27 protein-coding genes are annotated in these 23,978 nt (G+C 71.8%); 24 read left to right on the top strand and 3 right to left on the bottom strand.

Translation table 11 applies throughout. The features are described from left to right. Positions 1–19 precede the first annotated feature (19 nt). From dut to DAI17_RS15780, 4 genes are all read left to right on the top strand, one after another. Positions 20–514 carry a dUTP diphosphatase gene (dut, locus tag DAI17_RS15765; RefSeq protein ID WP_107774176.1) on the top strand — a complete coding sequence of 165 codons (495 nt, stop codon included), beginning with the start codon at positions 20–22 and terminating at the stop codon, positions 512–514. A 120-nt stretch (positions 515–634) separates the two neighbouring features. Further along, positions 635–1,297, top strand: a complete 663-nt coding sequence (locus DAI17_RS15770; protein ID WP_234412532.1) for a DUF3710 domain-containing protein — start codon at positions 635–637, stop codon at positions 1,295–1,297. Positions 1,298–1,302: 5 nt separating this feature from the next. Beyond that, positions 1,303–1,686 (top strand): OB-fold nucleic acid binding domain-containing protein, encoded by a 384-nt coding sequence (locus tag DAI17_RS15775; RefSeq protein ID WP_107774178.1) that lies wholly within the window; start codon positions 1,303–1,305, stop codon positions 1,684–1,686. Beyond that, complete coding sequence (locus DAI17_RS15780) at positions 1,683–2,504, top strand: DUF3159 domain-containing protein (protein ID WP_107774179.1); 822 nt, start codon at positions 1,683–1,685, stop codon at positions 2,502–2,504. The genes DAI17_RS15775 and DAI17_RS15780 overlap by 4 nt, the downstream gene beginning before the upstream one ends. A 19-nt stretch (positions 2,505–2,523) precedes the next feature. Here the strand turns inward: DAI17_RS15780 and DAI17_RS15785 are convergent, their stop codons facing one another. After that, on the bottom strand, positions 2,524–3,195 hold the full coding sequence (locus tag DAI17_RS15785; RefSeq protein WP_107774180.1) for a potassium channel family protein: 672 nt from the start codon (positions 3,193–3,195) through the stop codon (positions 2,524–2,526). Continuing rightward, positions 3,195–3,842, bottom strand: coding sequence for a potassium channel family protein (locus DAI17_RS15790; RefSeq protein WP_407669746.1), 648 nt, complete (start codon positions 3,840–3,842; stop codon positions 3,195–3,197). Before DAI17_RS15790 ends, DAI17_RS15785 begins: the two co-directional genes overlap by 1 nt. A 95-nt stretch (positions 3,843–3,937) precedes the next feature. Here DAI17_RS15790 and DAI17_RS15795 point away from each other — a divergent pair, with 95 nt between their 5' ends. From DAI17_RS15795 to DAI17_RS15880, 18 genes are all read left to right on the top strand, one after another. After that, a complete protein-coding gene (locus tag DAI17_RS15795; RefSeq protein WP_107774182.1) occupies positions 3,938–5,980 on the top strand; it encodes an APC family permease in 2,043 nt (680 codons plus the stop codon). Then, the gene (locus DAI17_RS15800) at positions 5,977–7,152 is read left to right on the top strand and encodes a class I SAM-dependent RNA methyltransferase (protein WP_107774183.1); all 1,176 of its coding nucleotides are present in this window, start codon (positions 5,977–5,979) and stop codon (positions 7,150–7,152) included. The genes DAI17_RS15795 and DAI17_RS15800 overlap by 4 nt, the downstream gene beginning before the upstream one ends. A gap of 741 nt (positions 7,153–7,893) precedes the next feature. Next, positions 7,894–9,477, top strand: coding sequence for a S8 family peptidase (locus DAI17_RS15805; protein ID WP_199905162.1), 1,584 nt, complete (start codon positions 7,894–7,896; stop codon positions 9,475–9,477). 45 nt (positions 9,478–9,522) lie between these two features. Continuing rightward, positions 9,523–10,503 carry a phosphotransferase family protein gene (locus DAI17_RS15810; RefSeq protein WP_107774185.1) on the top strand — a complete coding sequence of 327 codons (981 nt, stop codon included), beginning with the start codon at positions 9,523–9,525 and terminating at the stop codon, positions 10,501–10,503. After that, complete coding sequence (locus DAI17_RS15815; protein WP_107774186.1) at positions 10,500–11,471, top strand: T3SS effector HopA1 family protein; 972 nt, start codon at positions 10,500–10,502, stop codon at positions 11,469–11,471. Before DAI17_RS15810 ends, DAI17_RS15815 begins: the two co-directional genes overlap by 4 nt. Further along, positions 11,468–12,811 carry a lanthionine synthetase LanC family protein gene (locus DAI17_RS15820; protein ID WP_107774187.1) on the top strand — a complete coding sequence of 448 codons (1,344 nt, stop codon included), beginning with the start codon at positions 11,468–11,470 and terminating at the stop codon, positions 12,809–12,811. Before DAI17_RS15815 ends, DAI17_RS15820 begins: the two co-directional genes overlap by 4 nt. Positions 12,812–12,833: 22 nt before the next feature. Next, positions 12,834–13,142, top strand: coding sequence for a hypothetical protein (locus DAI17_RS15825; RefSeq protein ID WP_159081594.1), 309 nt, complete (start codon positions 12,834–12,836; stop codon positions 13,140–13,142). A gap of 223 nt (positions 13,143–13,365) precedes the next feature. Beyond that, a complete protein-coding gene (locus tag DAI17_RS15835) occupies positions 13,366–13,713 on the top strand; it encodes a UBP-type zinc finger domain-containing protein (protein WP_107774190.1) in 348 nt (115 codons plus the stop codon). 60 nt (positions 13,714–13,773) lie between these two features. Continuing rightward, the gene (locus DAI17_RS15840; protein ID WP_107774191.1) at positions 13,774–14,229 is read left to right on the top strand and encodes a hypothetical protein; all 456 of its coding nucleotides are present in this window, start codon (positions 13,774–13,776) and stop codon (positions 14,227–14,229) included. A gap of 39 nt (positions 14,230–14,268) precedes the next feature. Continuing rightward, positions 14,269–14,625: a hypothetical protein gene (locus DAI17_RS15845; protein WP_107774192.1), complete on the top strand. Its 357-nt coding sequence runs from the start codon at positions 14,269–14,271 to the stop codon at positions 14,623–14,625. Between the two features lie 133 nt (positions 14,626–14,758). Beyond that, on the top strand, positions 14,759–17,572 hold the full coding sequence (locus tag DAI17_RS15850) for an aconitate hydratase (RefSeq protein WP_107774416.1): 2,814 nt from the start codon (positions 14,759–14,761) through the stop codon (positions 17,570–17,572). 3 nt (positions 17,573–17,575) lie between these two features. Next, a complete protein-coding gene (locus DAI17_RS15855) occupies positions 17,576–18,157 on the top strand; it encodes a hypothetical protein (RefSeq protein WP_107774193.1) in 582 nt (193 codons plus the stop codon). Then, positions 18,154–18,906: a sulfite exporter TauE/SafE family protein gene (locus DAI17_RS15860; protein ID WP_107774194.1), complete on the top strand. Its 753-nt coding sequence runs from the start codon at positions 18,154–18,156 to the stop codon at positions 18,904–18,906. Before DAI17_RS15855 ends, DAI17_RS15860 begins: the two co-directional genes overlap by 4 nt. 35 nt (positions 18,907–18,941) lie before the next feature. Then, complete coding sequence (locus tag DAI17_RS15865) at positions 18,942–19,544, top strand: DUF3105 domain-containing protein (protein ID WP_107774195.1); 603 nt, start codon at positions 18,942–18,944, stop codon at positions 19,542–19,544. Between the two features lie 200 nt (positions 19,545–19,744). After that, the gene (locus DAI17_RS15870) at positions 19,745–20,503 is read left to right on the top strand and encodes a DUF4386 domain-containing protein (protein WP_267894734.1); all 759 of its coding nucleotides are present in this window, start codon (positions 19,745–19,747) and stop codon (positions 20,501–20,503) included. Between the two features lie 147 nt (positions 20,504–20,650). Beyond that, positions 20,651–20,953: a thiamine-binding protein gene (locus DAI17_RS15875; RefSeq protein WP_107774197.1), complete on the top strand. Its 303-nt coding sequence runs from the start codon at positions 20,651–20,653 to the stop codon at positions 20,951–20,953. Further along, on the top strand, positions 20,943–21,347 hold the full coding sequence (locus tag DAI17_RS21065) for a YjbQ family protein (RefSeq protein ID WP_159081596.1): 405 nt from the start codon (positions 20,943–20,945) through the stop codon (positions 21,345–21,347). The genes DAI17_RS15875 and DAI17_RS21065 overlap by 11 nt, the downstream gene beginning before the upstream one ends. After that, a complete protein-coding gene (locus DAI17_RS15880) occupies positions 21,344–21,961 on the top strand; it encodes a GNAT family N-acetyltransferase (protein ID WP_159081597.1) in 618 nt (205 codons plus the stop codon). Before DAI17_RS21065 ends, DAI17_RS15880 begins: the two co-directional genes overlap by 4 nt. 10 nt (positions 21,962–21,971) lie before the next feature. Here the strand turns inward: DAI17_RS15880 and DAI17_RS15885 are convergent, their stop codons facing one another. Then, positions 21,972–22,460 (bottom strand): FBP domain-containing protein, encoded by a 489-nt coding sequence (locus DAI17_RS15885; protein ID WP_107774199.1) that lies wholly within the window; start codon positions 22,458–22,460, stop codon positions 21,972–21,974. A gap of 54 nt (positions 22,461–22,514) precedes the next feature. Between DAI17_RS15885 and DAI17_RS15890 the strand changes: the two genes are divergently transcribed. Together DAI17_RS15890 and DAI17_RS15895 are read left to right on the top strand one after the other, a co-directional pair. Further along, on the top strand, positions 22,515–23,081 hold the full coding sequence (locus tag DAI17_RS15890; protein WP_107774200.1) for a TetR/AcrR family transcriptional regulator: 567 nt from the start codon (positions 22,515–22,517) through the stop codon (positions 23,079–23,081). A gap of 101 nt (positions 23,082–23,182) precedes the next feature. Continuing rightward, positions 23,183–23,938, top strand: a complete 756-nt coding sequence (locus DAI17_RS15895) for a hypothetical protein (RefSeq protein WP_107774201.1) — start codon at positions 23,183–23,185, stop codon at positions 23,936–23,938. Positions 23,939–23,978: the final 40 nt, after the last annotated feature.

The following is a 23,978-nucleotide window of genomic DNA, read 5'->3' on the forward strand; positions in this document are numbered from 1 at the left end:
GCAGGTAGATTCACCGCCCGTGCCCGACCACCTGCCGACCGCCGACACAGCCGCCGAGCCGCCCGCCGACCTGGAGGTGGCGATCGTCCGCCTCGACCCGGACCTGCCGCTGCCCTCCTACGCGCATCCGGGCGACGCCGGCGCCGACCTGCACACCACCGTCGACGTCTCCCTGGCCCCGGGGGAGCGGGCCCTGGTCCCGACCGGGATCGGTGTCGCCCTGCCCGAGGGGTACGTCGCCCTGGTGCACCCCCGCTCCGGTCTCGCGGCCCGGCACGGCCTCTCCATCGTCAACACCCCCGGCACCGTCGACGCGGGCTACCGCGGCGAGGTCAAGGTCATGCTGATCAACCACGACCCGGTCACCGCCGTGGAGCTGCGGCGCGGCGACCGGATCGCCCAGCTGGTCTTCCAGCGCGTCGAGCGAGCCCGCTTCGTCGAGGTGGGGCAACTCCCCGAGTCGGTACGCGGTCCGGGGGGCTACGGTTCTACTGGAGGCTTCGGTCGGTCCTGACCGCCCGCCACGACCACCAGCCAAACCACCTGTGAACCACCGCTCGAACCACCACTTGAACCACCAGGGCACCGACGACGCCCCCGGCCCTCGGGGGCCGTCATGAAGGAGTGATTGCACGTGAAGTTCCGCCGCAAGGCCGAGCCGACGCAGGAGCCGGCCGCCGCCACGGACGGCGACCCCACGCCGGTCGACGCTCCGACCGAGGGCGGCTCGACCCCTCCGTCCACGCAGACGGGGAGCGGACCCTTCGACGAGTCCGAGGTCGCCGGTGACGGTGTCGAGCGGGTCGACCTCGGGTCGCTGCTCGTGCGCCCGACCCCCGGTCGCGAGCTCCGCCTCCAGGTCGACGAGCCCACCGGCACCGTGCAGGCCGTGATGCTCGCCGGACCGGACGGCGCCCTCGAGTTCCAGGCCTTCGCCGCGCCCCGCAACGGCGACCTCTGGTCGACGGTCCGCCCGCAGATCGCTGCCGACATCGCGCGACGTGGCGGCACCACCACCGAGCGCGAGGGCCGCTTCGGCACCGAGCTGCTCTGCCAGGTCCCGGTGCAGCGGCCCGACGGCACTGCTGCCACGCAGCCGTCGCGGATCATCGGCATCAACGGCGAGCGCTGGATGCTGCGCGCCTCGCTGCTGGGCCGCCCCGCGGTCGAGCCCGACAGCTCCGGCGAGTGGGAGGACGCCCTGGCGCAGGTGGTCGTGCGCCGCGGCTCGGAGGCCATGCCGGTCGGCGAGCCGCTGACGGTCGTCCTGCCCGAGCAGGCACGGCGGGTCAACTGAGCGCCATGCCCGACACCACCGGTCCCGCGTCGCACCGCAGTCGGCTGCGGCGGAGCCTCTCCCGCTGGGCGGACTCCGAGGACCAGCACGCCCGCGACCTCCGCAAGACCCACCAGGCCGACGGCGAGACGACGGTCGCGGGCGCGCCGGACCGGGAGCGGGTCCGGCTACGGGGGACGGTCAAGACGGTCACCCTGCGTCCGCGCGGGGGCGTCCCCGCGCTCGAGGCCGAGCTGGACGACGGCAGCGGCGTGCTCCTGGTCGTGTGGCTGGGCCGCCGGCGCATCGCCGGGGTCGGCCCGGGTCGAGCGATGTACGTCGAGGGGCGGATCGGGTCGGCCGGCGGCCACCGTGTCATGTTCAACCCGCGTTACGAGCTGATCCCATGACCTCCGAGCACCGTCCCGGGCACCCGGACCCCACGGGGCAGCCCGGCCCCACCGAGGCCCCGCGCCACGCGGCCCCCCACCACGCGACTCCGCACCACGCGGCGCCCCACCATGCTGCCCCCCACCCCGTCGCCTCCGTGGAGACCGTCGAGCAGGTGGTGCGCCGGCAGCTGTCCCAGGCCCTCGGCGGCCGGCGCGGGATGGTGGAGGCGGCTGTCCCGACGATCGTGTTCACCGTGCTGTGGCTGACCACCCGCGAGCTCCAGCTGGCGCTCACGGTGAGCGTCGGTGCGGCGCTGGTGCTGCTCGTCGTACGCCTCGTGCAGCGGTCCAGCATCCAGTTCGTGGTCAACGCGCTGTTCGGGATCGGCATCGGCTGGTTCTTCGTCCAGAGGTCGGCCGCCGCGGGCGGCAGCGCCGACGACCAGGCGCTGGCCTACTTCCTGCCCGGGATCCTCTACAACTCCGGCTACACCGTGGTGCTGGCATTCACCTGCCTGATCGGCTGGCCGCTCGTCGGCTTCATGGTCGGCAGCGTCACCGGCGACGCGACCGGTTGGCACTCCAACAAGCAGGTCGTGCGCCTGTGCTCGCTGCTGACCTGGATGCTCGTGCTGCCCTGCGTCGTCCGCGTGGCGCTCCAGGCGCCGGTCTGGCTGGCCGGCACGTCGGGGTCGATGGACGCCGACACCGCCGTCGCCGCCCTCGGCATCATGAAGATCGCCCTCGGCTGGCCGCTCCAGCTCGCCGCCCTGGGCGGCATGGTGTGGCTCCTGGCGCGCAACCACACGCCGATGGAGCCCACGCCCGAGACCTGACGGACAGGGCTCGGGCGGGTCAGCCGCCGTGGTGGTGCGGGGAGAGGAGCCGCTCGAGCCCCTCCTCGACGTCGGCCGGCACGACGAACAGCAGCTCGTCGCCCGCCTCCAGCGGCTGCTCCGCCGAGGGCGTGTAGACCTGGCCGTCGCGCAGGATCGTGACGAGCGCGCAGTTCTCCGGGAACGGCACCAGACCGCTGGGCGTGCCGACGTACGGCGACTCCGGCGGCAGCGTCATCTCGACCAGGTTGGCGTTGCCCTGGCGGAAGGTGAACAGCCGCACCAGGTCGCCGACTGTGACGGCCTCCTCGACCAGCGCGGACATGATCCGGGGGGTGGAGACGTTGACGTCCACGCCCCAGGCCTCGGTGAAGAGCCACTCGTTGTTGGGGTGGTTGACCCGGCCCACGGTGCGGGGCACGCCGAACTCGGTCTTGGCCAGCAGCGACGTGACCAGGTTGGCCTTGTCGTCACCGGTGGCCGCGATGACCACGTCGCACTTGTCGAGCTGCGCCTCCTCGAGGGAGGACATCTCGCAGGAGTCGGCGAGCAGCCACTCGGCGTTGGGGACCCGCTCCGGCCGGATCGCGGCGGGGGACTTGTCGATGAGCAGGACCTGGTGGCCGTTGTCGATCAGCTCGCGAGCGATCGATCGGCCGACGGCGCCGGCCCCGGCGATGGCGACCCGCATCAGTCCTCCTCCGGACCCTTGTCGAGGACGGCGTAGGCGTGGGCCGCCCCGTCCTCGCGGATGACGAGGTGCAGCATGTCGCCCTCCTGGATGACGGTGTCACGGGTGGGCAGCATGCCCTCGCCCAGACGGTCGATCCACGCGATGCGGCTGCGGGACTGCTCCTGGAAGTGGATGGTGCGCTGCCCGACCCAGCGCTCGGGGACCTGGATGTGGTCCACGCGGATCGTGCCCGAGGGGTCGCGGAAGTCGGGCTCGGCGCCGGCCGGCAGGATGCGGCGCAGCACCTGGTCGGCGGTCCACTTGACCGTCGCGACGGTCGTGATGCCGAGCCGCTGGTAGACCTCGGCGCGGCCGGGGTCGTAGATGCGGGCGACGACCTGCTGGATCCCGAAGGTCTCGCGGGCGACACGCGCGGCGATGATGTTGGAGTTGTCGCCGCTCGAGACGGCCGCGAACGCGTCGGCGCGGCGGATGCCGGCCTTCTCCAGGACCGCCTGGTCGAAGCCGTAGCCGGTCACCTTGTCGCCGTTGAACGTGGGGCCGAGGCGCCGGAAGGCGTCGGGATCGCTGTCGATGATGGACACCGTGTGGTTACGGTCCTCGAGGCTGCGGGCCAGCGTGGAGCCGACCCGGCCACATCCCATGATGACGACGTGCACGCAGGCACCGTATCCCAGTCCGGAGGCGGGTCGGGCCGCGATCCCGACGACTCGCCCCGCGGTGGCTAGGCTGTCCGCTCGTGGGTGTCGGCGACGTATCTAAACGGATCCTGCTCGGGCGCAAGCTCCGCAGCAGCCAGCTGGGGGAGACCCTGCTCCCCAAGCGCGTCGCGCTCCCGGTCTTCGCCTCCGACGCGCTCTCCTCGGTGGCCTACGCGCCCGACGAGATCTTCATCATGCTGGCGGTCGCCGGCGCGTCGGCGTACGTCTGGTCCTGGAAGATCGGCCTCGCGGTCGCCCTGGTGATGTTCACCGTCATCGCCTCCTACCGCCAGACCGTCCACGCCTACCCGTCCGGTGGTGGGGACTACGAGGTCGCGAAGGTCAACCTCGGGCGCAACGCGAGCATCACCGTAGCCAGCGCGCTCCTCGTCGACTACGTCCTCACGGTGGCGGTGTCGATCTCTTCCGCCGCGCAGTACGCCGCGGGCGCGATCCCGGCGCTCATCGACCACGAGGCGACGGTCGCGTGCCTCGCCGTGGCCGTGCTGGCCGCGCTCAACCTGCGCGGCGTGCGGGAGTCGGGCACCTTGTTCGCCGTCCCGACCTACCTGTTCATGGTCGCGATCCTGGGCATGTGCGGCTACGGACTGCTGCGCCTCCTGGCGGGCGACCTGCCCGATGCCGAGAGCGCACACCTCCAGATCCAGCCGCAGGAGGGCTGGGACGGGCCGCTCTCGCAAGTGGCGCTGTTCTTCCTCCTCGCGCGCGCCTTCTCCTCGGGCTGTGCCGCGCTCACCGGCGTCGAGGCGGTCTCCAACGGGGTGCCGGCCTTCCGGCGGCCCAAGAGCCGCAATGCCGCGACGACGCTGCTGCTGCTCGCCATGATCGCCATCAGCATGATGATGAGCGTCATCGTGCTCGCCAACCAGATGAGCATCCGGTACGTCGACCCGCACGAGCTCGATCGTCTGCGCACCGCCGCCGGGTCGGCCCTGCCGGCCGACTACGAGCAGCACCCGGTCATCTCCCAGATCGCGGCGGGAGTCTTCGACCACTTCTCGCCGGGCTTCTACTTCGTGGTGACGGTGACCGGCGTGATCCTCGTGCTTGCCGCCAACACGGCCTTCAACGGCTTCCCGGTGCTCGGCTCGATCCTCGCCCAGGACGGGCTGGCCCCGCGGTCGCTGGGGTCGCGCGGCGACCGGCTCGCCTACAGCAACGGCATCGTCTTCCTCGCCGGCGTGTCGGCGCTGCTCATCTGGGTGTTCGACGCCGAGACGACCCGGCTCATCCAGCTCTACATCGTGGGCGTCTTCGTCTCCTTCAACCTCAGCCAGCTCGGCATGATCAAGCACTGGACGCGGCACCTGCGCACCGAGCGGGACCCTGCCGTGCGGCGCCGCATGATGCGGTCGCGGGCCATCAACACCTTCGGCCTCGGCATGACGGCGGTGGTGCTCGTGATCGTGCTGATCACCAAGTTCCTCGCCGGCGCGTGGATCACGATCATCGCGATGACCGTGTTCTTCATGGTCATGCAAGGCATCGCCCGGCACTACGACCGCGTCGAGCTCGAGCTCGCGGCCGACGAGCAGGACAAGGTGATGCCGACCCGCGTGCACGCCATCGTGCTGGTCTCCAAGCTGCACAAGCCGACGCTGCGGGCGCTGGCCTTCGCCAAGGCCACGCGTCCCAACGGCCTGGAGGCGATCTACGTCTCGACCGACGACGCCGCGACGAGCAGGCTGATGGAGGAGTGGGACGAGCGGCACATGGACGTGCCCCTCAAGGTCCTGCACTCGCCCTACCGCGAGGTGACGCGGCCGATCGTCCAGTACGCCCAGGAGATCCGGAAGGCCAACCCGCGCGGGGTGGTGGCGGTCTACATCCCCGAGTACGTCGTCGGGCGCTGGTGGGAGCAGCTGCTGCACAACCAGACCGCATTGCGACTCAAGGGGCGGCTGCTCTTCGCGCCGGGCGTCATGGTGACCTCGGTTCCCTACCAGCTGCGGTCCTCGCGCTACGCCCTCGAGCGCGAGGAGGCCATGGAGGGTCGTGTCCACGCCGGGGACCTGCGCCGCGGCCGGGTCACCCAGGATCCGGGCCAGGTCGACCGGTGAGTCGCCACCCCCGGGCTCGTCGCAGCCGCGGCCGATCCCGCGTCGGCGAGCGGTTCGAGGCCGAGGTCGGTCCGGTCGCCCACGGCGGCCATTGCATCGTCCGGCTCCCCGAGCCGGAGTCCCGGGTCGTCTTCACCCGGCACGCGCTGCCGGGGGAGCGCGTGGTCGTGGAGATCACCGAGGGCAGCGAGGGGGACCGCTTCTGGCGGGGCGACGCCGTGGAGGTGCTGTCGGCCTCCGCGGACCGGGTCGAGGCCCCGTGCCCGGTCGCAGGACCGGGTCTCTGCGGCGGCTGCGACTTCCAGCACGTCGCGCTGCCCGCCCAGCGCGACCTCAAGGCCGCGGTGGTGCGCGAGCAGCTCGTCCGGGTCGGCCGGCTGCCCGCCGACCATCCGCTGGTCTCGGGCCTCGTCGTCGAGGCGGTGCCCGGCGACGACCACGGGCTGCGCTGGCGGACCCGGATGCAGTGGGCGCGCACGCCGGACGGTCGCCGTGGCCTGCGCGCCCACCGGTCCCGCCGCGTCGTACCCGTCGACGACTGCCTCATCGCCCACCCCGATGCCCGGACCCCCGAGCCCGGCCCGCCGATCACCGAGACCGTCTCCGGTCGCGACTTCTCCGTGGAGCCCGACGGCTTCTGGCAGGTGCACCCGGGGGCACCCTCGGTGCTCGTGTCGACGGTCCTGGACATGCTGGCGCCGCAGCCGGGGGAGCGGGTGCTCGACCTGTACGCCGGCGTCGGCCTGTTCGCGCGCTTCCTCGGCGAGGCCACGGGCTCGCGGCTCGTCGCGGTCGAGGCGGACCGGGCCGCCTGCGGCCACGCGCGGACCAACCTCGCCGGGCACGACGGAGCCGTCGTGGAGCGCGGACCGGTCGACCGGGTGCTCGCCGCGTCGTACGACGAGCCGTTCGACCTCGTCGTCCTCGACCCGCCGCGCGAGGGCGCCAAGCGTGTCGTCGTCGAGCAGGTCGTCGACCGGGCGCCGCGGGCGGTCGCCTATGTCGCCTGCGACCCCGCCGCCCTGGCGCGCGACCTGGCGATCTTCGCCGAGCACGGCTACCGCCTCGAGCGGCTGCGGGCCTTCGACCTCTTCCCGATGACGCACCATGTCGAGTGCGTCGCGCTCCTGGTGAGGACCGGCTCCGACCTGCGGCGGAGCGAGGTGCGCTGAGGTCGTCGACCTCCGCAGGATCACCATCGAGCCCTTGCGGGAATCCCTCGACAGGCTCCGCCCGGAATCCGCGGATTCCGGGCGGAAAGCATGAGGTGAATTGATCGCTTGCCCACCGCCGAACGAACGCATTTCGGCCGTCAATAGGCGGATGAGACCATTGCGACCCGACAGGCACGGTCGTATCGTTTTTCTTTACATGGATCAGCAGAGCGATCGGACTGACCTCGGTTTGCGGTCGGCCCTCGGATCTCGGCAACAGACACCGGGATCCTGACCAGGCGGGCGGTGCGCCACGCTTCGGTCCGTCCGTGAGCTCACCACGCTGAGCCGATGAGGGGCGGACACAGGCGGAGGGCCCTGCAGGGACGATCGCCTGCTGTCCAGGCACACATGGCGGCGATCTCGGCGCACAGGTCGCGTCTGCGAACTGACGGGAAACGGCGAAAAGACGGTCGCCGAACCGCTTCTTGGATCCTGGTCGTCGTTGCGTGTGGCAACGCCGCATTCAGGTTACCGCCTGATGCCTGGATCCAGCACGTCAACGAGTGCGTCGACTCAGCGCTGCGCTCGTGGTCGCGCAGGTCCTGCCGTCTGCAGGAGGTTTTCATGGCAACAAGTCGGCGGAAGAAGTCCGATTCGGGACAGGATCCTGAATTTCCGCTCCGGGATGCTGACGGGAAGATCAGCGTCCTGGTCGAGATGGCCGCGGCGCCAGGCGTGTCACCGGTGATGGCGAGCATGTCGTCCCGAGCGATCGACATGACCGGGTTCGCCCACGACGAGGAGTTCGTCCCTGTTCCCCTGACGCCGCCCGGCGCTGCCCGGGCGCCCGGCCCCCTGGGCCTCGGCTTCGGGTCCGCACCGCCGACGTCCTACGTCGTCCGCGGTCGGGTCGACGACGAGGGGGACATCGACTCCTTGCGGAGCCGGCCCGACGTGCTGGGAGTGTGGACCGACACGCCGGTCGCGCCCTTCCCCCAGGGACAGCTCGGCACCGCCGAACCGGTGGACAGCCCGGCAGCGGGAGCCTGTCCGATCGGGACGTGCGACTGCGGACCCGGGACGCCGAAGGGGACCATCGCCGACGTCGCGAACTACCTGGGCGTCTCCAACATCTGGTCGCTCGGCTTCCGGGGGGCGGGCATCGTCGTGGGCGTGGTCGACGGCGGGATCACGGCGCAGGGCCGTCCGGTCAAGACGGGCGAGACGTCGCGGCGGATCCCCCGGGTCATCGGCGGGTGGCCGACGGCCGACTGGGGCACGGAGGCCAGCAAGTGGGGCGAGCACGGCAACATGTGCTCGACCGACGTCCTGGGCATGGCGCCCGACGCCCAGATCTACGACATGCGTATCTCCGGTGCTCCAGACATCCCGGCGACGATCAGCCGGGCGCTCCAGGCCTTCCAGTGGGCGATCAACCAGCACCGGATCGACGGCACGCCGCAGGTGCTGTCCAACAGTTGGGGCATCTTCCAGGAGTCGTGGGACCCGACGTACGCCCGCGACCCGAACCACCCCTTCACCCGCAAGGTCCTCGAGGCGCTGGACGAGGGCATCCTGGTGCTCTTCGCGGCCGGCAACTGCGGTGGCACCTGCCCCGACGGTCGGTGCGGACCGGACAACGGTCCCGGCCGGAGCATCTGGGGAGCCAACAGCCACCGCCGGGTGATGACCGTGGGAGCGGTGAACCGGAACGAGGAGTTCGTCGGTTACTCGAGCCAGGGACCTGGTGCCCTGGAGCCCAACAAGCCCGATTTCTGCGCGGTGACGCACTTCACCGGGTACTTCACCAGCGACAGCGGCACGTCCGCGGCCACGCCGATCCTGGCCGGTTGCGTGGCGCTGCTGAAGCAGGCGTTCCCGGCGAAGACGCAGGACCAGATCAGGTCGGCACTGGCCACCACTGCCAAGGACATCGGTCCGGCGGGCTTCGACCAGCACTCCGGTGCGGGCATCGTCAGGATCAAGGGCGCCTACGACTCGTTGCGCGGGATCGTGGTGCGGCCAACCTTGGCCTGTCCGTCGCGGGTCATCGCGTGCTCCTCGGTCGCCTGTCCCTCCGAGGTGTTCCGGTGCCAGCCGTCGCTCAGCACTCCGTGTGCGTCGTTGACCGTCGTCTGTCGCAGCCTGGCGTGTCCCACCAGCGGGGTCGCGTGCCAGTCGCTCGCCTGCCCCTCCACCGCGATCTCGTGCTCGTCGCGGGTCTGCCCGACGCTGGCGTGCCACGTGGATCCGATCGAGCCAGGGCAGTTCGAGGAGATGTGGTACGACGAGGGCCAGGGCGGGCCGGGCGACCCGACCGCCGGATGGTACGGGGGCTAGGGCTTGGTGGATCTCGACCGCCCCCTGCTGCCGAGACTGCTGTCCATGGGTCTGCTGTCGGAGCGCGACGTCGTCGACGCCGGCGTCGTGACGTCGAACCTGAGCAGCTCCAACCCGGTGGCAGCGGTCTCGGTGGGTGGCGCACCGCGGTTCGTCGCGAAGACCGGCCGCCCGGACGCGGAGCGCTGGGAGCAGGGCGACCCGGCGGCTGAGCGGGTCCTGCTGGGCCGGCTGGCTCGCGAACGCCCGTCATGGCTCCCGGAGGTCGTCGTCTGCGACAGCGACGTCCTCGTGATGGGCTTCGTCGGCGAGGGGCAGTCGCTGCACGGGCAGATGGAGGAAGGTCGTGAGCCGCGGCGGATGGCGACCCACGCGCTCGGCGCGGTGCTGCGGCAGGTGGCCGACTGGTCGACCGCAGACATCGCCCCTGCGCGTGTGCCGTGGATCTTCCGGCTCGCCGAGCGCCCATGGCCCCGCTTCGTCGTCGAGCACCCGCCCGCCGTCGACCTGGCCTCCACCGTCCTGACGCCTGTCGTCGCGCGGCGGCTGGGCTCGACGGCGGAGTCGTGGCGATCGACGCGTCTCATGCACGGGGACGTTCGCTGGGCGAACTGCCTGGTCGACGGCGGGGGTGGCATCGCGCTCGTCGACTGGGAGTACTCCGGCCTCGGCGACCCGGCGTGGGACCTCGGCTGCGCGTTGGCCGAGCACCTCGCCTGGGGACCGCTCGGCCCCGAGACGGGCCCCGACCCGCTTGGTGACCCCGACGGACTCGCCGTCCGCGCGGTGGAGGCCGTCGCCAGCGAGTGGGCGTGGATCCTCGAGGCGTACGCCCGCGATGCGTCGTCCGCGGTCGCCGACACCCTCGATGCCACGCGCTCGCACGTCGGCGCCCGGCTGTTGCAGATCGCCTTGCAGTGGACCTACTGGACGCCCGACGACGCCGTGCGTGCGCGCTTCGTCGCCGCGGTGGCCTGCGCCCTGCTGGCCTCGCCGCCGGCACTCCCGGTGGGGTCAGCACCATGACCGTCTTCGGCGTCCTGCACACCCGGGTCTCGCTGGAGATCCTGGACGGGGTGAAGTGCGCCCTACGCATCCTTGGGAGATCAGAGTCCGCGAGCGTGGACGGGGTGCCGCTCGCAGGTGGGGCGGCTGACCTGCTGTACCTGGACTGGTACCTGAAGGCGGACGGCGAGCCGACGCCCGTCGACGGTCCACCGGCCCCCTGGCAGATCGAGCCGGTGGGCGTGCTGCGCGCGGCGCACTCCGCGGACGGCGAGTACGAGGCCGGCTGGCAGGTGGCGCGCGTCTCCAACCTCGGACGGCTGCACGTGCGACGTCCCGGCCGTCCGGATCGCGTCGTACCGAGGGCCGACGTGCTCCGCCACGACCGGCCGTTCCTTCCCGCTCGTCCTGGTGACGTGGTCGAGGTGTCGCGCCGGCACGACCTGGAGGACCCGTCCGGGTTCTGGTACACCTTCCTCGGCGGCTGGGACCCGGAGAGCCCGCCTGGCGACGTCGTGCGCATCTACTTCGCGGTGAGCCGCTCCGCGGCAGCGGATCTCGTGCACCGCCTGACCGAGCAGCTGCCGCGGGAGCTGGCCTGCTCTCTCAAGGTGGCGGTGGGCGACGACATGCTGGGGCGGCCCGACGCGGCGGTCCTCTACGCGTCGGCCGAGGACCTGCCCGCGGTGCTTCGGGTGGCCCGGGACGTACGCCGTGCCCTCGGGTCCGGCGTTCGCTCCCGCACACCGCCTCTCACCCTCCCCTTGGGTGACGGCCTGGCCCTGGCGGAGGAACCGCCGGGCGGCAAGCAGTCGTTCGGGCAACATCGCTGCGATGCACTTCTTGCTGCGGCCGCCGAGGGTCCCGCGGACGACGGGCGGCTGCTGCGTCGTGCTCGCGAGCAGCTCGTCGAAGCCGGCATCGACCACCGGCACCCGTACCGCAACCTCGGGAGCACCCTGAGCATCGACGCGGACGGCAGGTCATGAGCGGCGCCGGGATCGCGTTCGAACGCGCGGCACACGTTCTCGGTGGTCGGCTGGCGGGCGCGGCAGTCCACCACGAGGGGCGGTGCGCCTGGCTCTCGTTCGACGTGGACGAGTCGAATCCCGCGGGCAGCGTGATCGAGACCTCCACGGGGCCCGACCTGTACGGCGGGACCGCCGGCATCGCGCTCGCACTGTCCTACCTGGCGAGCGGCGGGTCGGACCCGGTCGTGGCGGCCGCGGCCCGCGGGGGCCTGAGGCACGCCCTCGCCAACGTGGGAGACGACGTGTCGCTGCAGATGGGTCGGGCCGGCGTAGCCCTTGCCGCGCTGGTGGCGGGACGTCTCCTGGAGGACGCCGACATCGTGGCCGGCGGAGCGGACCTCGCTCGGGAGGTCGCAGATGTCTCGACGCGCGGCTCCTCGACGGGGGAGTGGGACCTCATCGCTGGCGATGCAGGGATCGCGTTGGCGCTCACGTCGTTCGCGGAGGAGACCGCGGACCCCGACCACCTCGGTGCGGCCGTGCAGACGGCGGACCGCCTTGCCGACGCGGGACTGGACACGTCGTACGGAACCTGCTGGCCGTCTCCATCTGCCGACGCGCCGGGGCTGGTCGGGCTCGGACACGGGACGTCGGGCGCTGCGTTGGCGCTGGCGACGGTCGCCGACCGCGCCGGGAGGGGCGACCTCGCCGCTCGTGCCGCCGACGCCTTGAGGTACGAGCGGGTCTGGTCCCACGCCATGTGGGGCTGGCCCGACCTGCGCGGGGTGACCGGTGCGAGAGCGGGGAGGACATCGCTGCCCTACCCGACGCAGTGGTGCCACGGGTCGGCCGGAGCCGGCATCGCCAGGGCCAGGATGCTTCGCCTGCCTGTCATGACCGGGCTCCTGGGGGAGTCCTGTCTCACCGAGGTCGCGGCGGCGGTGGAGGTCAGCACGACAACCACCCTGCGCCAGCTGGCGACCCCGGACACCGGGCTGCCCAATCTCTCCATCTGCCATGGAGTGGGGTCGGTCGCCGAGCTGCACCTCGAGTGCCACCTGACGTCCGGGGACCAGGAGCACCTGGACCACGCACGGCGGCTGACCCTCGCAGGGCTCGGTGTCCCCGAGGAGCTGCGCGGTGCGTGGCTCGACGGGTCTGTCTCCGAGACGGACCTCGCCGCCCCGCTGGAGCGCATCGCGTGCGGCCTGCCGGGCGGACCGGAGGTGCCGGGCCTGATGCTGGGCCTTGCCGGCGTGGTGGTGCTGCTGCTGCGGCTCGCCGACCCCGCCTCGGTGCCGGCACCAGGACTGGGCGCGGACACCGCCGACGGGTCCCGCACTAGACTTCTCCGGTGAACGCAGGGGCGGAGGCGAGATCTTGACCAGCGCGGACCAGCCCGGCTCCGACCAGCAGCCGATGGCTGTCATGGTCGAGCTGCTCTCGAGACCTGGACCGTCGAAGACCGTCGACGACCTGGCTGCCGACCTCGTCGGCTTCGCGCCCGACCACGAGTTCGAGCCCGTGCCCATGGCCACCGGGCCCACGGGCGAGGGCCCGACCGTGATCATCCGCGGGTCGATCGACACGCCTGATCGCATGGCGCAGCTTGCCGCGCAGCCCGGCGTCGTGCGGGTGTGGCTGGACACACCGACCGCGCCGATCGACCCGAGCGGCCTCGCCATCTGAGCCCCGCAGCTCCATCGATCAGGACTCGATCAATCGGCCCCCCCGGAGGATCGAGGCGACCGCCTGCTCCCGGCGACTGGACGAGCCCGACGGGCGAGGCGTCTCCGGCGGTGTGGCCGGCACGGCGAGCGCCTCGGCCGCGGCGCTGGCCTCGGGGTGGGGCCACGTCAAGGCTTGCTGCTCGCCCCTCGCGGTCGGCCGCCGACGTGGGTAGCGTCGGTCCATGACCGAGACCGGCATCGACCCGTCCGTCCCGCCGAGCGGCCCCGGCTGCCTGGACTGCGAGGGGACGGGCGGATGGTGGTTCCACCTCCGCCGGTGCGCGCAGTGCGGCCACGTCGGCTGCTGCGACTCCTCGCCGAGCCAGCACGCCACCGGCCACTTCCGCGAGACCGGACACCCGGTCGTGCAGAGCTACGAGCCGGGGGAGGACTGGTTCTGGGACTACGCGGAGCAGAAGGGCCGACGTGGTCCCGAGCTCGCGCCCCCGGCCTCCCACCCCGACGACCAGCCCTCGCCGGGGCCGGCCGGCCGGGTGCCCGACGACTGGCGCGACCGCCTTCACGGGTAGTCGGAGGCCAGTTGCCCGGATGCCGAGCGCCGGGCGCCGTGACGTAACTAGGATCGCGGCATGGGGGATCCGCGGGTCGGCTGCGCGCTGCTGGTGCTCGTCCTGAGCGGTTGCTCGGCGGGCGGGGGCGAGGACGTGGTCGGGGCGGCACCCGTCCCGACGTCCACGACCACGGTCACCGCCACGGCGACGGTCACGGTCACCGAGACCGTCGCCGCGACTCCTGACGCCACCCAGGTCCCCTCGGAGTCGGCGGCGGCCGCGCCGCCGCCCCTCGAGCTCGAGGTCTACGAGGACGGGTGCGGCGTGATCCGCTCGGAGGCCGAGCCCGGCGTCTCCTACGACAACCTGACCTGGTCGGTGAAGGACATGGCGGGCTTCCAGGTCCTGGGCCGGGTGGCCGAGAACGAGACCCGGTACCGCTACTTCATGGGGGGCAGGTTCACCGTGGTGCTCGAGGCGTACTGGGGCGGGGCCTACCGGCAGGTGAGCAACGAGGTCACCATCAACTGCTGACCGTTGCCCGGCGGGGTGCGGGCGCGACAGGGTGGGGCCATGGCGGCGTACACGGTCAACGAGGCGGCCGTGGAGCACGCCCGACGCCTGATCGAGGCCCGGCAGTACGTCCTCGACAGCGACTGGGGCGAGGTCCAGCCCCACGCGGCGGCGGAGAACCACTTCCTCGAGCGGCACTCCTGGGACGAGTACGCCGCGTGGCACCTCGGCCTGACCGTCGGCGCGAGGGACGGCACCAAGGCCCGCTACGCCTTCGTGTACGGCGACCTGCGGCGGGTCCACCGCAGCGGGCTCATCGCGTGCGTCTACCGCGCTGCCGAGTGGCGGCACAAGAAGATCGAGCTAGCGGCCCACGACCTGCTCCAGCGGCTCGACGCGCGGGCGGGCATCGCGTGACACCTCTCTCGGCGTCATGTATCTTGACATCGAGATAAACGCCGCACCCCACTTAGGGGTGCCTTGCTTCCCCCGCTTCGGCGCGCGACGGCAAGATGGGCGAAGACCCGACGACTTACAGGAGATGTGGCTGATGGCCAGTCAGGACAGCTTCGGCGCCAAGAGCACCCTGGACGTGGACGGAAAGTCCTACGAGATCTTCCGCCTCGACAAGGTGGTGGGTGAGGGCCTCGACGTCGAGAGCCTGCCCTTCTCGCTCAAGGTGCTGCTCGAGAACCTCCTCCGCACCGAGGACGGCGCCGACATCACCGCCGACGACATCAAGGCGCTCGCCGGCTGGGACGAGACCGCGGAGCCCGACAAGGAGATCCAGTTCACGCCGGCGCGCGTGATCATGCAGGACTTCACCGGTGTCCCGTGCGTCGTCGACCTCGCCACCATGCGCGAGGCGATGGCCGAGCTGGGCGGTGACGCGACCAAGATCAACCCGCTCGCCCCCGCCGAGATGGTCATCGACCACTCCGTCATCGCCGACGTCTTCGGCTCGCCCGAGGCGTTCGAGAAGAACGTCGAGATCGAGTACGAGCGCAACCGCGAGCGCTACCAGTTCCTGCGCTGGGGCCAGGGTGCCTTCGACGACTTCAAGGTCGTCCCGCCCGGCACCGGCATCGTGCACCAGGTCAACATCGAGCACCTCGCCCGCACCGTCTTCACCCGCGAGGTGGACGGCGAGCTGCAGGCCTACCCCGACACCTGCGTGGGCACCGACTCCCACACCACGATGGTCAACGGCATCGGCGTCGTCGGCTGGGGCGTGGGCGGCATCGAGGCCGAGGCCGCGATGCTCGGCCAGCCGGTCAGCATGCTGATCCCGCGCGTCGTGGGCTTCAAGCTCAACGGCGACCTGCCCGAGGGCGCGACCGCGACCGACCTGGTCCTCACGATCACCGAGATGCTGCGCGAGCACGGCGTCGTCGGCAAGTTCGTCGAGTTCTACGGTCCCGGCGTCTCCGCGCTGCCGCTGGCCAACCGCGCCACGATCGGCAACATGAGCCCCGAGTTCGGCTCCACGATCGCGGTCTTCCCGATCGACCAGCAGACGGTCGACTACCTGCGCCTCACGGGTCGCTCCGAGGAGCAGCTCGCCCTCGTCGAGACCTACGCCAAGGAGCAGGGCCTCTGGCACGACCCGGACGCCGAGCCCCGCTACAGCGAGAAGCTCGAGCTCGACGTCTCCACCGTCGTGCCCTCGCTCGCCGGCCCCAAGCGTCCCCAGGACCGCGTCGAGGTCTCCTCGGCCCGCGACTCCTTCCGCAACGCGCTCAAGGACTACGTGTCCGAGGGCGACACCGACCCCGACGACGCGGCCGAGGCGACCGGGTACGACGAGGCGGTCGAGGAGTCCTTCCCGGCCTCCGACTCCCCGTCGCACACCGGGGGCAACGGTGCTCCCAAGCACGCGGACACCCACGCCGCCGCGGGCCGCCCGAGCAAGAAGGTCACGATCTCGATCGACGGCCAGGAGGTCGAGATCGACCACGGCGCGGTGACCATCGCCGCCATCACCTCCTGCACCAACACCTCCAACCCGAGCGTGATGATCGGCGCGGCGCTGCTGGCCAAGAACGCCGTGGACAAGGGTCTGGCCCGCAAGCCGTGGGTCAAGACCACGCTGGCGCCCGGCTCCAAGGTCGTCAGCGACTACTACGAGCGCTCCGGCCTCACGCCGTACCTCGACAAGCTGGGCTTCAACCTCGTCGGCTACGGCTGCACCACCTGCATCGGCAACTCGGGCCCGCTCATCCCCGAGGTCTCGCAGGCCGTGCAGGACAACGACCTCGCGGTCGTCTCCGTCCTCTCGGGCAACCGCAACTTCGAGGGCCGGATCAACCCGGACGTGAAGATGAACTACCTCGCGTCCCCGCCGCTGGTCGTCGCCTACGCGCTGGCCGGCTCCATGGACGTCGACCTGTTCAACGACCCGCTGGGCCAGGACACCGACGGCAACGACGTCTTCCTGCGCGACATCTGGCCGAGCCCCACCGAGGTGGAGGAGACGATCGCCCACGCGATCACCGCCGACATGTTCGGTGAGTCCTACCGGGACGTCTTCGCCGGTGACGAGCGCTGGCAGTCGCTGCCGACGCCCGAGGGCGACACCTTCGAGTGGGACCCGGAGTCGACCTACGTGCGTCGTCCTCCCTACTTCGACGGCATGCCCGACGAGCCCACGCCGGTCGAGGACATCGAGGGTGCGCGCGTCCTGCTCAAGCTGGGTGACTCGGTCACGACCGACCACATCAGCCCCGCCGGCGCGATCAAGAAGGACAGCCCGGCCGGTCGCTACCTGGCCGAGCACGGCGTGGAGCAGCGTGACTTCAACTCCTACGGCTCGCGCCGCGGCAACCACGAGGTCATGATCCGCGGCACCTTCGCCAACATCCGGCTGCGCAACCAGCTGGCTCCCGGCACCGAGGGCGGCGTGACGCGCGACTTCACCAACGGTGGCGAGGTGACCAGCGTCTTCGAGGCCTCCGAGCACTACATCGAGGCGGGCACCCCGCTGGTCGTGCTGGCCGGCAAGGAGTACGGCTCCGGCTCGTCGCGCGACTGGGCGGCCAAGGGCACCTCGCTGCTGGGCGTCAAGGCGGTCATCGCCGAGTCCTACGAGCGCATCCACCGCTCCAACCTGATCGGCATGGGCGTCATCCCGCTGCAGTACCCCCAGGGCGAGAACGCCGAGTCGCTGGGCCTCACCGGTGAGGAGACCTTCTCCATCACCGGCATCACGGCCCTCAACGACGGCAGCACCCCCCGGACCGTCACGGTCAAGGCCGACGACAAGGAGTTCGAGGCCACCGTCCGGATCGACACCCCCGGCGAGGCCAACTACTACCGCAACGGCGGGATCATGCAGTTCGTCCTGCGGAACCTCCTCAAGGGCTGACCCTTGCGGGAGTTCATCGAGCGAGCGCAGGCGGTCGTCGGCGACGACGGCCGCCTGCCGCTCGGCGGCATGGCCGACTGGGAGGTCTTCCCCTTCGAGCGGGAGGGCCTCCGGGTCCGCCCGCTCGACCAGTACGTCGTGCCCGAGCCGGACCGTCGCAAGGCGCCGGAGGACTGCAAGACGTGCACGGCGCTGGGACGCGACGACCTGGTGCTGCACCGCGGCTCGCGGCTGGGCGTGATCCGGCCCGGCGGCTGCAACCTCGTCTTCGTCGCCAACGTCGTCTCGCTCTCGCACGAGATGCTCGACGACCTCGACGACGAGGGGCACGTCGAGCTCGGACGCCTCATCGGTCGCACGTACGCCGCGATGAAGGCGCTCGAGGGCGTCGGCAACGTGCACGTCAACAAGTGGGAGAACGGCACCGGCCACCTCTCCGTCACGCTCCTGGCCCGGCCCGAGGGCGTGCTCCAGCTCCGCGGGTCCAACCTCGCTGCCTGGGCGGACATGCTGCCGCCCACGCCGGCCGACGAGCTCGGCGCCCGCGCCGTGCTCGTGCGGGAGGCCCTGGCGAACGCCGGGTGACCGCACTCCTCGACGCGAGCTGGGTCGGCGTCCCGGTCTGGACGATCGCCCTCATCGGGCTGATCGTGCTCCTGGGCGCCTTCGTGCAGGCCACCGTCGGGCTCGGCCTGGGCCTTCTGGGTGCCCCGCTGATCGCGCTGCTCGAGCCGCAGCTCGTCCCGACGCTGCTCCTGCTGCTCGCCGTGCCGGTCTCGACGACCGTCATGGTGGCGGAGCGCCACCACATCGACTGGCGCGTGGTCGCCTGGGCGCTGCCGGCCCGGGTGCCCGGCACCCTGCTGGGGGTCTGGCTGGTCACGGTCATCGCCGGACGGTGGCTGGTGGTCGCGGTGGCACTGATGGTGCTGGTGGCCGTGGCCCTGGTGCTGCACACCGTCGAGGTGCGCCAGACCCCGGCCACGCTGGTGGGGGCCGGCTTCCTCGCCGGCACGGCCGGGACCGCCGTGGCGGTCGGCGGTCCGCCGATGGCCATCGTGCTGGCGCACCGCCCCTCCCGCGAGGTGCGCGGGACCCTGTCCCTGTTCTTCGTGGTCGGCTCGGTGATGAGCGCCGCCTGGTTCGCCGCCGTCGGCGCCATGCCGCGGTCGTCGGTCGTCCTGGCGCTGGCCTACCTGCCCCTGCTCGCGGTCGCGGTGCCGCTGGGCAGCTGGGCCAACCACCGCCTGCCCCGCGAGCAGTTCCGTACCGCGGTCCTGGGGCTGTGCGCGCTGTCGGCGGTGGTGCTGCTGGTGCGCTCCCTGATGGGCTGAGACCCGGCCCACGACCGTCCCCGTAGCCTGACGCGGTGACCGAGATCGACGACCGGCCCCCGCGGCGGTCCCCGCTCCTGCTCGTGCTGTCCTCCGTCGTCTCCCTGGTCGTGATCGGGGGTGCCCTGACGGCGCCGCTGGTGGCTCGGGTCGCCGGCTACGAGGGGGAGCCGGTCGACCTGTCGGAGGTCCAGGTCTGGGAGATCGAGGACACCCGGCACACCGACAGGGACGTCGACTACCCGCAGGACCCGCCGGCCGGGGGACCCCACGCGCCGGTGTGGCTGGACTGCGGCGTCTACGACGAACCGGTGCGCGAGGAGAACGCCGTGCACGACCTCGAGCACGGCACGGTCTGGATCACCCACGACCCCGCCCTGCCGGAGCGTGACGTCGAGGCACTCGCCGAGGTGCTGCCCGACAACGGCATCATGTCGCCGCGCGAGGGTCTGTCCTCGACCGTGGTCGTCACCGTGTGGGGCGCGCAGCTGGCCCTGGACGGCGCGCGGGACCCGCGGCTGCGGCTCTTCCTCGACGAGTACGGCGACGGGCACACCGCACCCGAGTTCGGGGTGACCTGCCACGGCGGCACCCGCGACCCGGCCGGCGCGGCGCCGGAGCCGGGCCTGGGAGCCTGACACCGGCTGCGTCCTGTTGCGCCGTCAGAGGCCGTGGTCACCGTGCCGCTCGGTCGTGCGAGATCGGGACCATCGCCCATGGGCGTCTCCCAGCGGATCGTGGCCATGAGTGGACGTTTGACGTCTGTGGCGGGTCGTTTGCCTCTGACCTAATCACGGAAGCCGTTGAACGATGAGGAGCGGATGGGGGTGTGTGGACCATGTCTTCCAGGACGTCGTACCGGTCACATGGTGAAGCCGATGCTCGGTCCGGCCGCAGCGTCCGCGAGCACAGGGCTACCGCCACGACCGCGGGAATCCTCTTCATCATCGGAACGGTGGCCGGCATCCTCAGCAAGGCCGTCGCAGCCTTCCCCGTGGGTGACGCAGACGACCCGCTCGCCTACGCAGCGGACCACTCCGGCGCCGTCGCGACGGGAGCACTGCTCGTGCTCGTCATGGGCCTGTCGCTCGCGCTGGTCGCGGTGGTGCTCTTCCCCGTGCTGCGCCAGGTGGATGAAGTGTTGGCCACGGGCTACCTGATCATCCGAGGAGCGGTCGAGACGACGACCTACGTCATCGTCGCCATTGCATTCCTGCTCCTCGCGCCGCTGGCCGAGACCATGGCTGCAGGCCCGGGCACGGCCTCACCAGCCGGCGTGCGTCTGGGCACTCTCGTGATCGACCTGGACGGCGCCAGCATCATCATGTCACTGGTGTTCTGCCTGGGGGCCACCCTCTTCTACGTGCTGCTGTTCCGGTCGCAGATCGTCCCCCGCTGGATCACGGTGTGGGGCCTCGTGGCGATCCCCCTGTACGTCACCGCCTATCTGCTCGCGATGTACGGGGCTGTCGGCACCAACTCCTCCGAGGTGAACCTGCTGTGCGTTCCCTTGGCCGTGCAGGAGATGGTGCTGGCGATCTGGATGATCGCACGCGGTTTCCGTCCGGTGGCCGCCACCAGCACGACCGAGATCTGATGAGGCCCCTGCCACAGCGAACCCGCTCAGCCCACGCCGGCTCCAGCGGGTGGAGCAGCCCTGCCCCTCGGCGCCGCGGCGGGGTTGGCTGCTCGGTCATCGCGGCCTCCCGGACCCGCATGCCACCCGTCGGCTAGCGTGCCGGTCATGCTCGTCGCCTTCTCGATCTCCCCGACGTCCGGCGACCCGAACGGGTCGGTCACCGAGGCGGTCGCCGCCGCCGTCCGCGTGGTCCGCGAGTCCGGGCTGCCGCACGAGACCAACGCGATGTTCACCAACGTCGAGGGGGAGTGGGACGAGGTCATGGCCGTGGTCAAGCGCGCCGTCGACGTCGTCCCGGAGGTCTCGCCACGGGTCGGACTGGTGCTCAAGGCCGACATCCGGCCCGGGTACGACGGCCAGCTCACCGCCAAGGTCGAGCGGATCGAGGAGGCCCTGCGTGGAGAGTGAGGTCCGCTCCTACCGCACCGGCGGGTCCGAGACCGTCCTCGACCTGACCCGCGACGTCGCGTCCTTCGTCGACGGCCGCGGGGACGGGCTGGTGCACGTCTTCGTCCCGCACGCCACCGCGGGCCTCGCGATCCTGGAGACGGGTGCCGGGTCGGACGACGACCTGCTGGCCGCGCTCGGGGACCTCCTGCCCGCCGACGACCGCTGGCGGCACCGGCACGGGTCGCCCGGCCACGGCCGCTCCCACGTCATGCCGGCCCTCGTGCCGCCGTACTGCTCCGTCCCGGTGCTCGACGGTCGCCTCGCGCTCGGGACGTGGCAGAGCATCTGCCTGGTCGACCTCAACGTCGACAACGCGGACCGCGACGTGCGGTTCTCGTTCCTGGCCGGGTGAGCGTGCCGGGACCGGCGGTCGAGCTGCGCGCCGCCACGGCCGACGACGCCCGCGAGGTCGACCGCGTGATCTGCGCGGCCTTCGGCGCGGAGGACCCGGTGGAGGCCGACAAGGTCGCCGGCCTCTGGACCGACGTGCGGGCCAGCGGCCACCTGCTCGCCGAGGTGGTCGCGGTCGACGGCGACCGGGTGGTGGGACACGTGGGCGTGAGCCGGTGCTGGATCGACGCCCGGCGCGCCCTCCTGGACGCGGCCATGCTGAGCCCACTGAGCACGGTGCCCGACGCACAGGGACGTGGCATCGGTACGGCGCTCGTCGCCGCCGCCGTCGGCGCCGCGCGAGAGCTGGGCGGTCCCGCGATCTTCCTGCAGGGGAGCCCGACGTTCTACGGGCGCCGCGGCTTCGACCGCGCGAGCGACCACGGGTTCGAGGCACCGTCGCGACGTACGCCGGACGCGGCCTTCCAGGTGGTGGTCCTCGACGGCTTCGAGGACTGGATGACGGGCCGGGTGGTCTATCCAGAGGTGTGGTGGCGGCACGACGCCGCCGGTCTGCGGGATCCCGACCTCGCGTTCCTCGAGGACCTCTTCGCGCGGGAGCACCCGCCGACCTGAGCGGCCGGTGTCAGGCCCGGACCCTGGCCACGAACGACTCGAGGTTGGCCACGAGCCGGGTCGCGCGCTGCTCCACGGTCAGCGTCTCGTGCATCCCGGGGGTGCCGGTCCGCAGCTTGCCGCGCACGTAGAGCGAGCAGGCGAGGTCGGAGCAGATGTAGGTCCCCACCGAGTTGCCCTGCTGCCCGGCCTTGCCCGCTCGGGGCGCCACCATCAGGGACACGCCGCCGGACTGCACGGTGATGCACAGGGAGCACATGCTGCGTCGTGCCGCGCCGACGCTCGCCTCGTTGATGCGGAGCACCACGCCGTAGGTCGCCCCGTCCACCTCCGTGACCAGGTAGCGCCGCGTCGGCGCCTGCGGGTCCGACCATCCCAGGTAGTCCAGGTCCTCCCACGGCCGGTCGGCCAGGTCCCGGGGGACGTGCAGGCGCTTGGCCTCGCCCTTGGTGCAGTTGACGAAGGACGCGCGGATCTGGGGCTCGGTCAGGGGTCTCACAGGGACGACGGTAGGCTGCCTAAAACTATTAGGCAAAATCATTAAGGAGTTCGCATGGCACGCGCCGGTCTGACGACGGAGCTGGTCGTGCGTGCGGGGGCGGATCTCGCCGACGAGGTCGGCTTCGACGCGGTGACCCCCTCGACGCTGGCGCGCGCGCTGGGGGTGCGGGTGGCGAGCCTCTACTCCCACGTCGCAGGCGCCGACGACCTCCGCCAGCGGATCGCGCTGCTCGCCCTCGACGAGCTCGCCGACCGGGCCTCGGAGGCCCTCGCCGGCCGTGCGGGCCGGGAGGCGCTGGAGGCGTTCGCCGACGCCTACCGCGACTACGGGCGCGAGCACCCGGGCCGGTACGCCGCGATGCAGACGCGGCTCTCGCCCGAGGCCGCCGCCTCGGGCCCCGGGGGCCGGCACGCCGAGCTGGCCCGCGCGGTGCTGCGCGGCTACGGCCTGGGCGAGACCGAGGAGACGCACGCGGTCCGGCTGATCGGCAGTGTGGTGCGCGGTTTCACCGTGCTCGAGCTTGGTGGGGGCTTCGACCACAGCCCGCCACCCCCGGACGCCACCTGGCCGCGGATCCTGGACGGCGTCGACGCCGTGCTCCGCTCCTGGGCACGCTGATCCTTCCCCCGGGCCTGCCTGTCATTCGTCCCGACCGGGCGGTCTGTTGTGCCCTGTGCCGGCGTCGGTCGGCGGACGAGGATCGAGGCGAGGAGGACGCCATGGACGGACGATCGCGCCGCTTCGGCCTGGCGGCCGCGCTCCTCGTCGTCGCCCTGTCGGGCTGTGGCGAGGACTCGACGCCGGGGACCACGACTGCCCCCGAACCCCAGTCGCCAGAGACGCTCGCGTCCGCCTTGGTGGAGCCCGCAGACCTCGGCGCGGCATGGTCCGTGACCCGGATGCCGGACTTCCCGGAGCTCTCGGAGACCGGGGTGGTGAGCGACGAGGCGCAGGACATGCTGCCGCGGATGGAGCCGTGCCAGAAGGCCACCGAGCAGGAGCGAGCGGCCGCGGAGGACCTCGAGTGGGATGCCTTCCGCCAGCTCGAGCTCGCCACCGGCACCCCCACCGGGTCGCCTTCCCCGGGACGGCCGCCGGTGCACCACCTGGTCTTCGCGCAGGAGTTCCTGGGCGAGGGCGCGGTGGACGAGACGAAGACGACGTACGACGCGCTGGTGTCCGGCGGGGACGCGTGCCTGGGCACCGAGAAGACCCGCGACGGCGAGACCGTCCGCACCACGGGCCTGACCGTGCCCGACCTGGGCGACGCCAGTCACGGGTGGAGGAGCATGGTGACCGAGCCCGGGCCGGCCGGCCGCACCGCCACGTGGGACCTGCGCCAGGTGCTCGTCCGTGACGGCGGGGTGCTGCTCATGGCCCAGGTAGCCGAGATCACCACGCCCGGCGTGGACACGGTGCTCGACGACGCGGAGGTCGAGGAGATGGTGCAGACCATGGTCGACAAGCTGCCCTGACGACCTCGTGGCGGCTCGTCACCGACAGCGTCTCGCCGGC

It is taken from the genome of Nocardioides sediminis (assembly GCF_003047295.1).
Taxonomy (GTDB): Bacteria; Actinomycetota; Actinomycetes; order Propionibacteriales; family Nocardioidaceae; genus Nocardioides; species Nocardioides sediminis.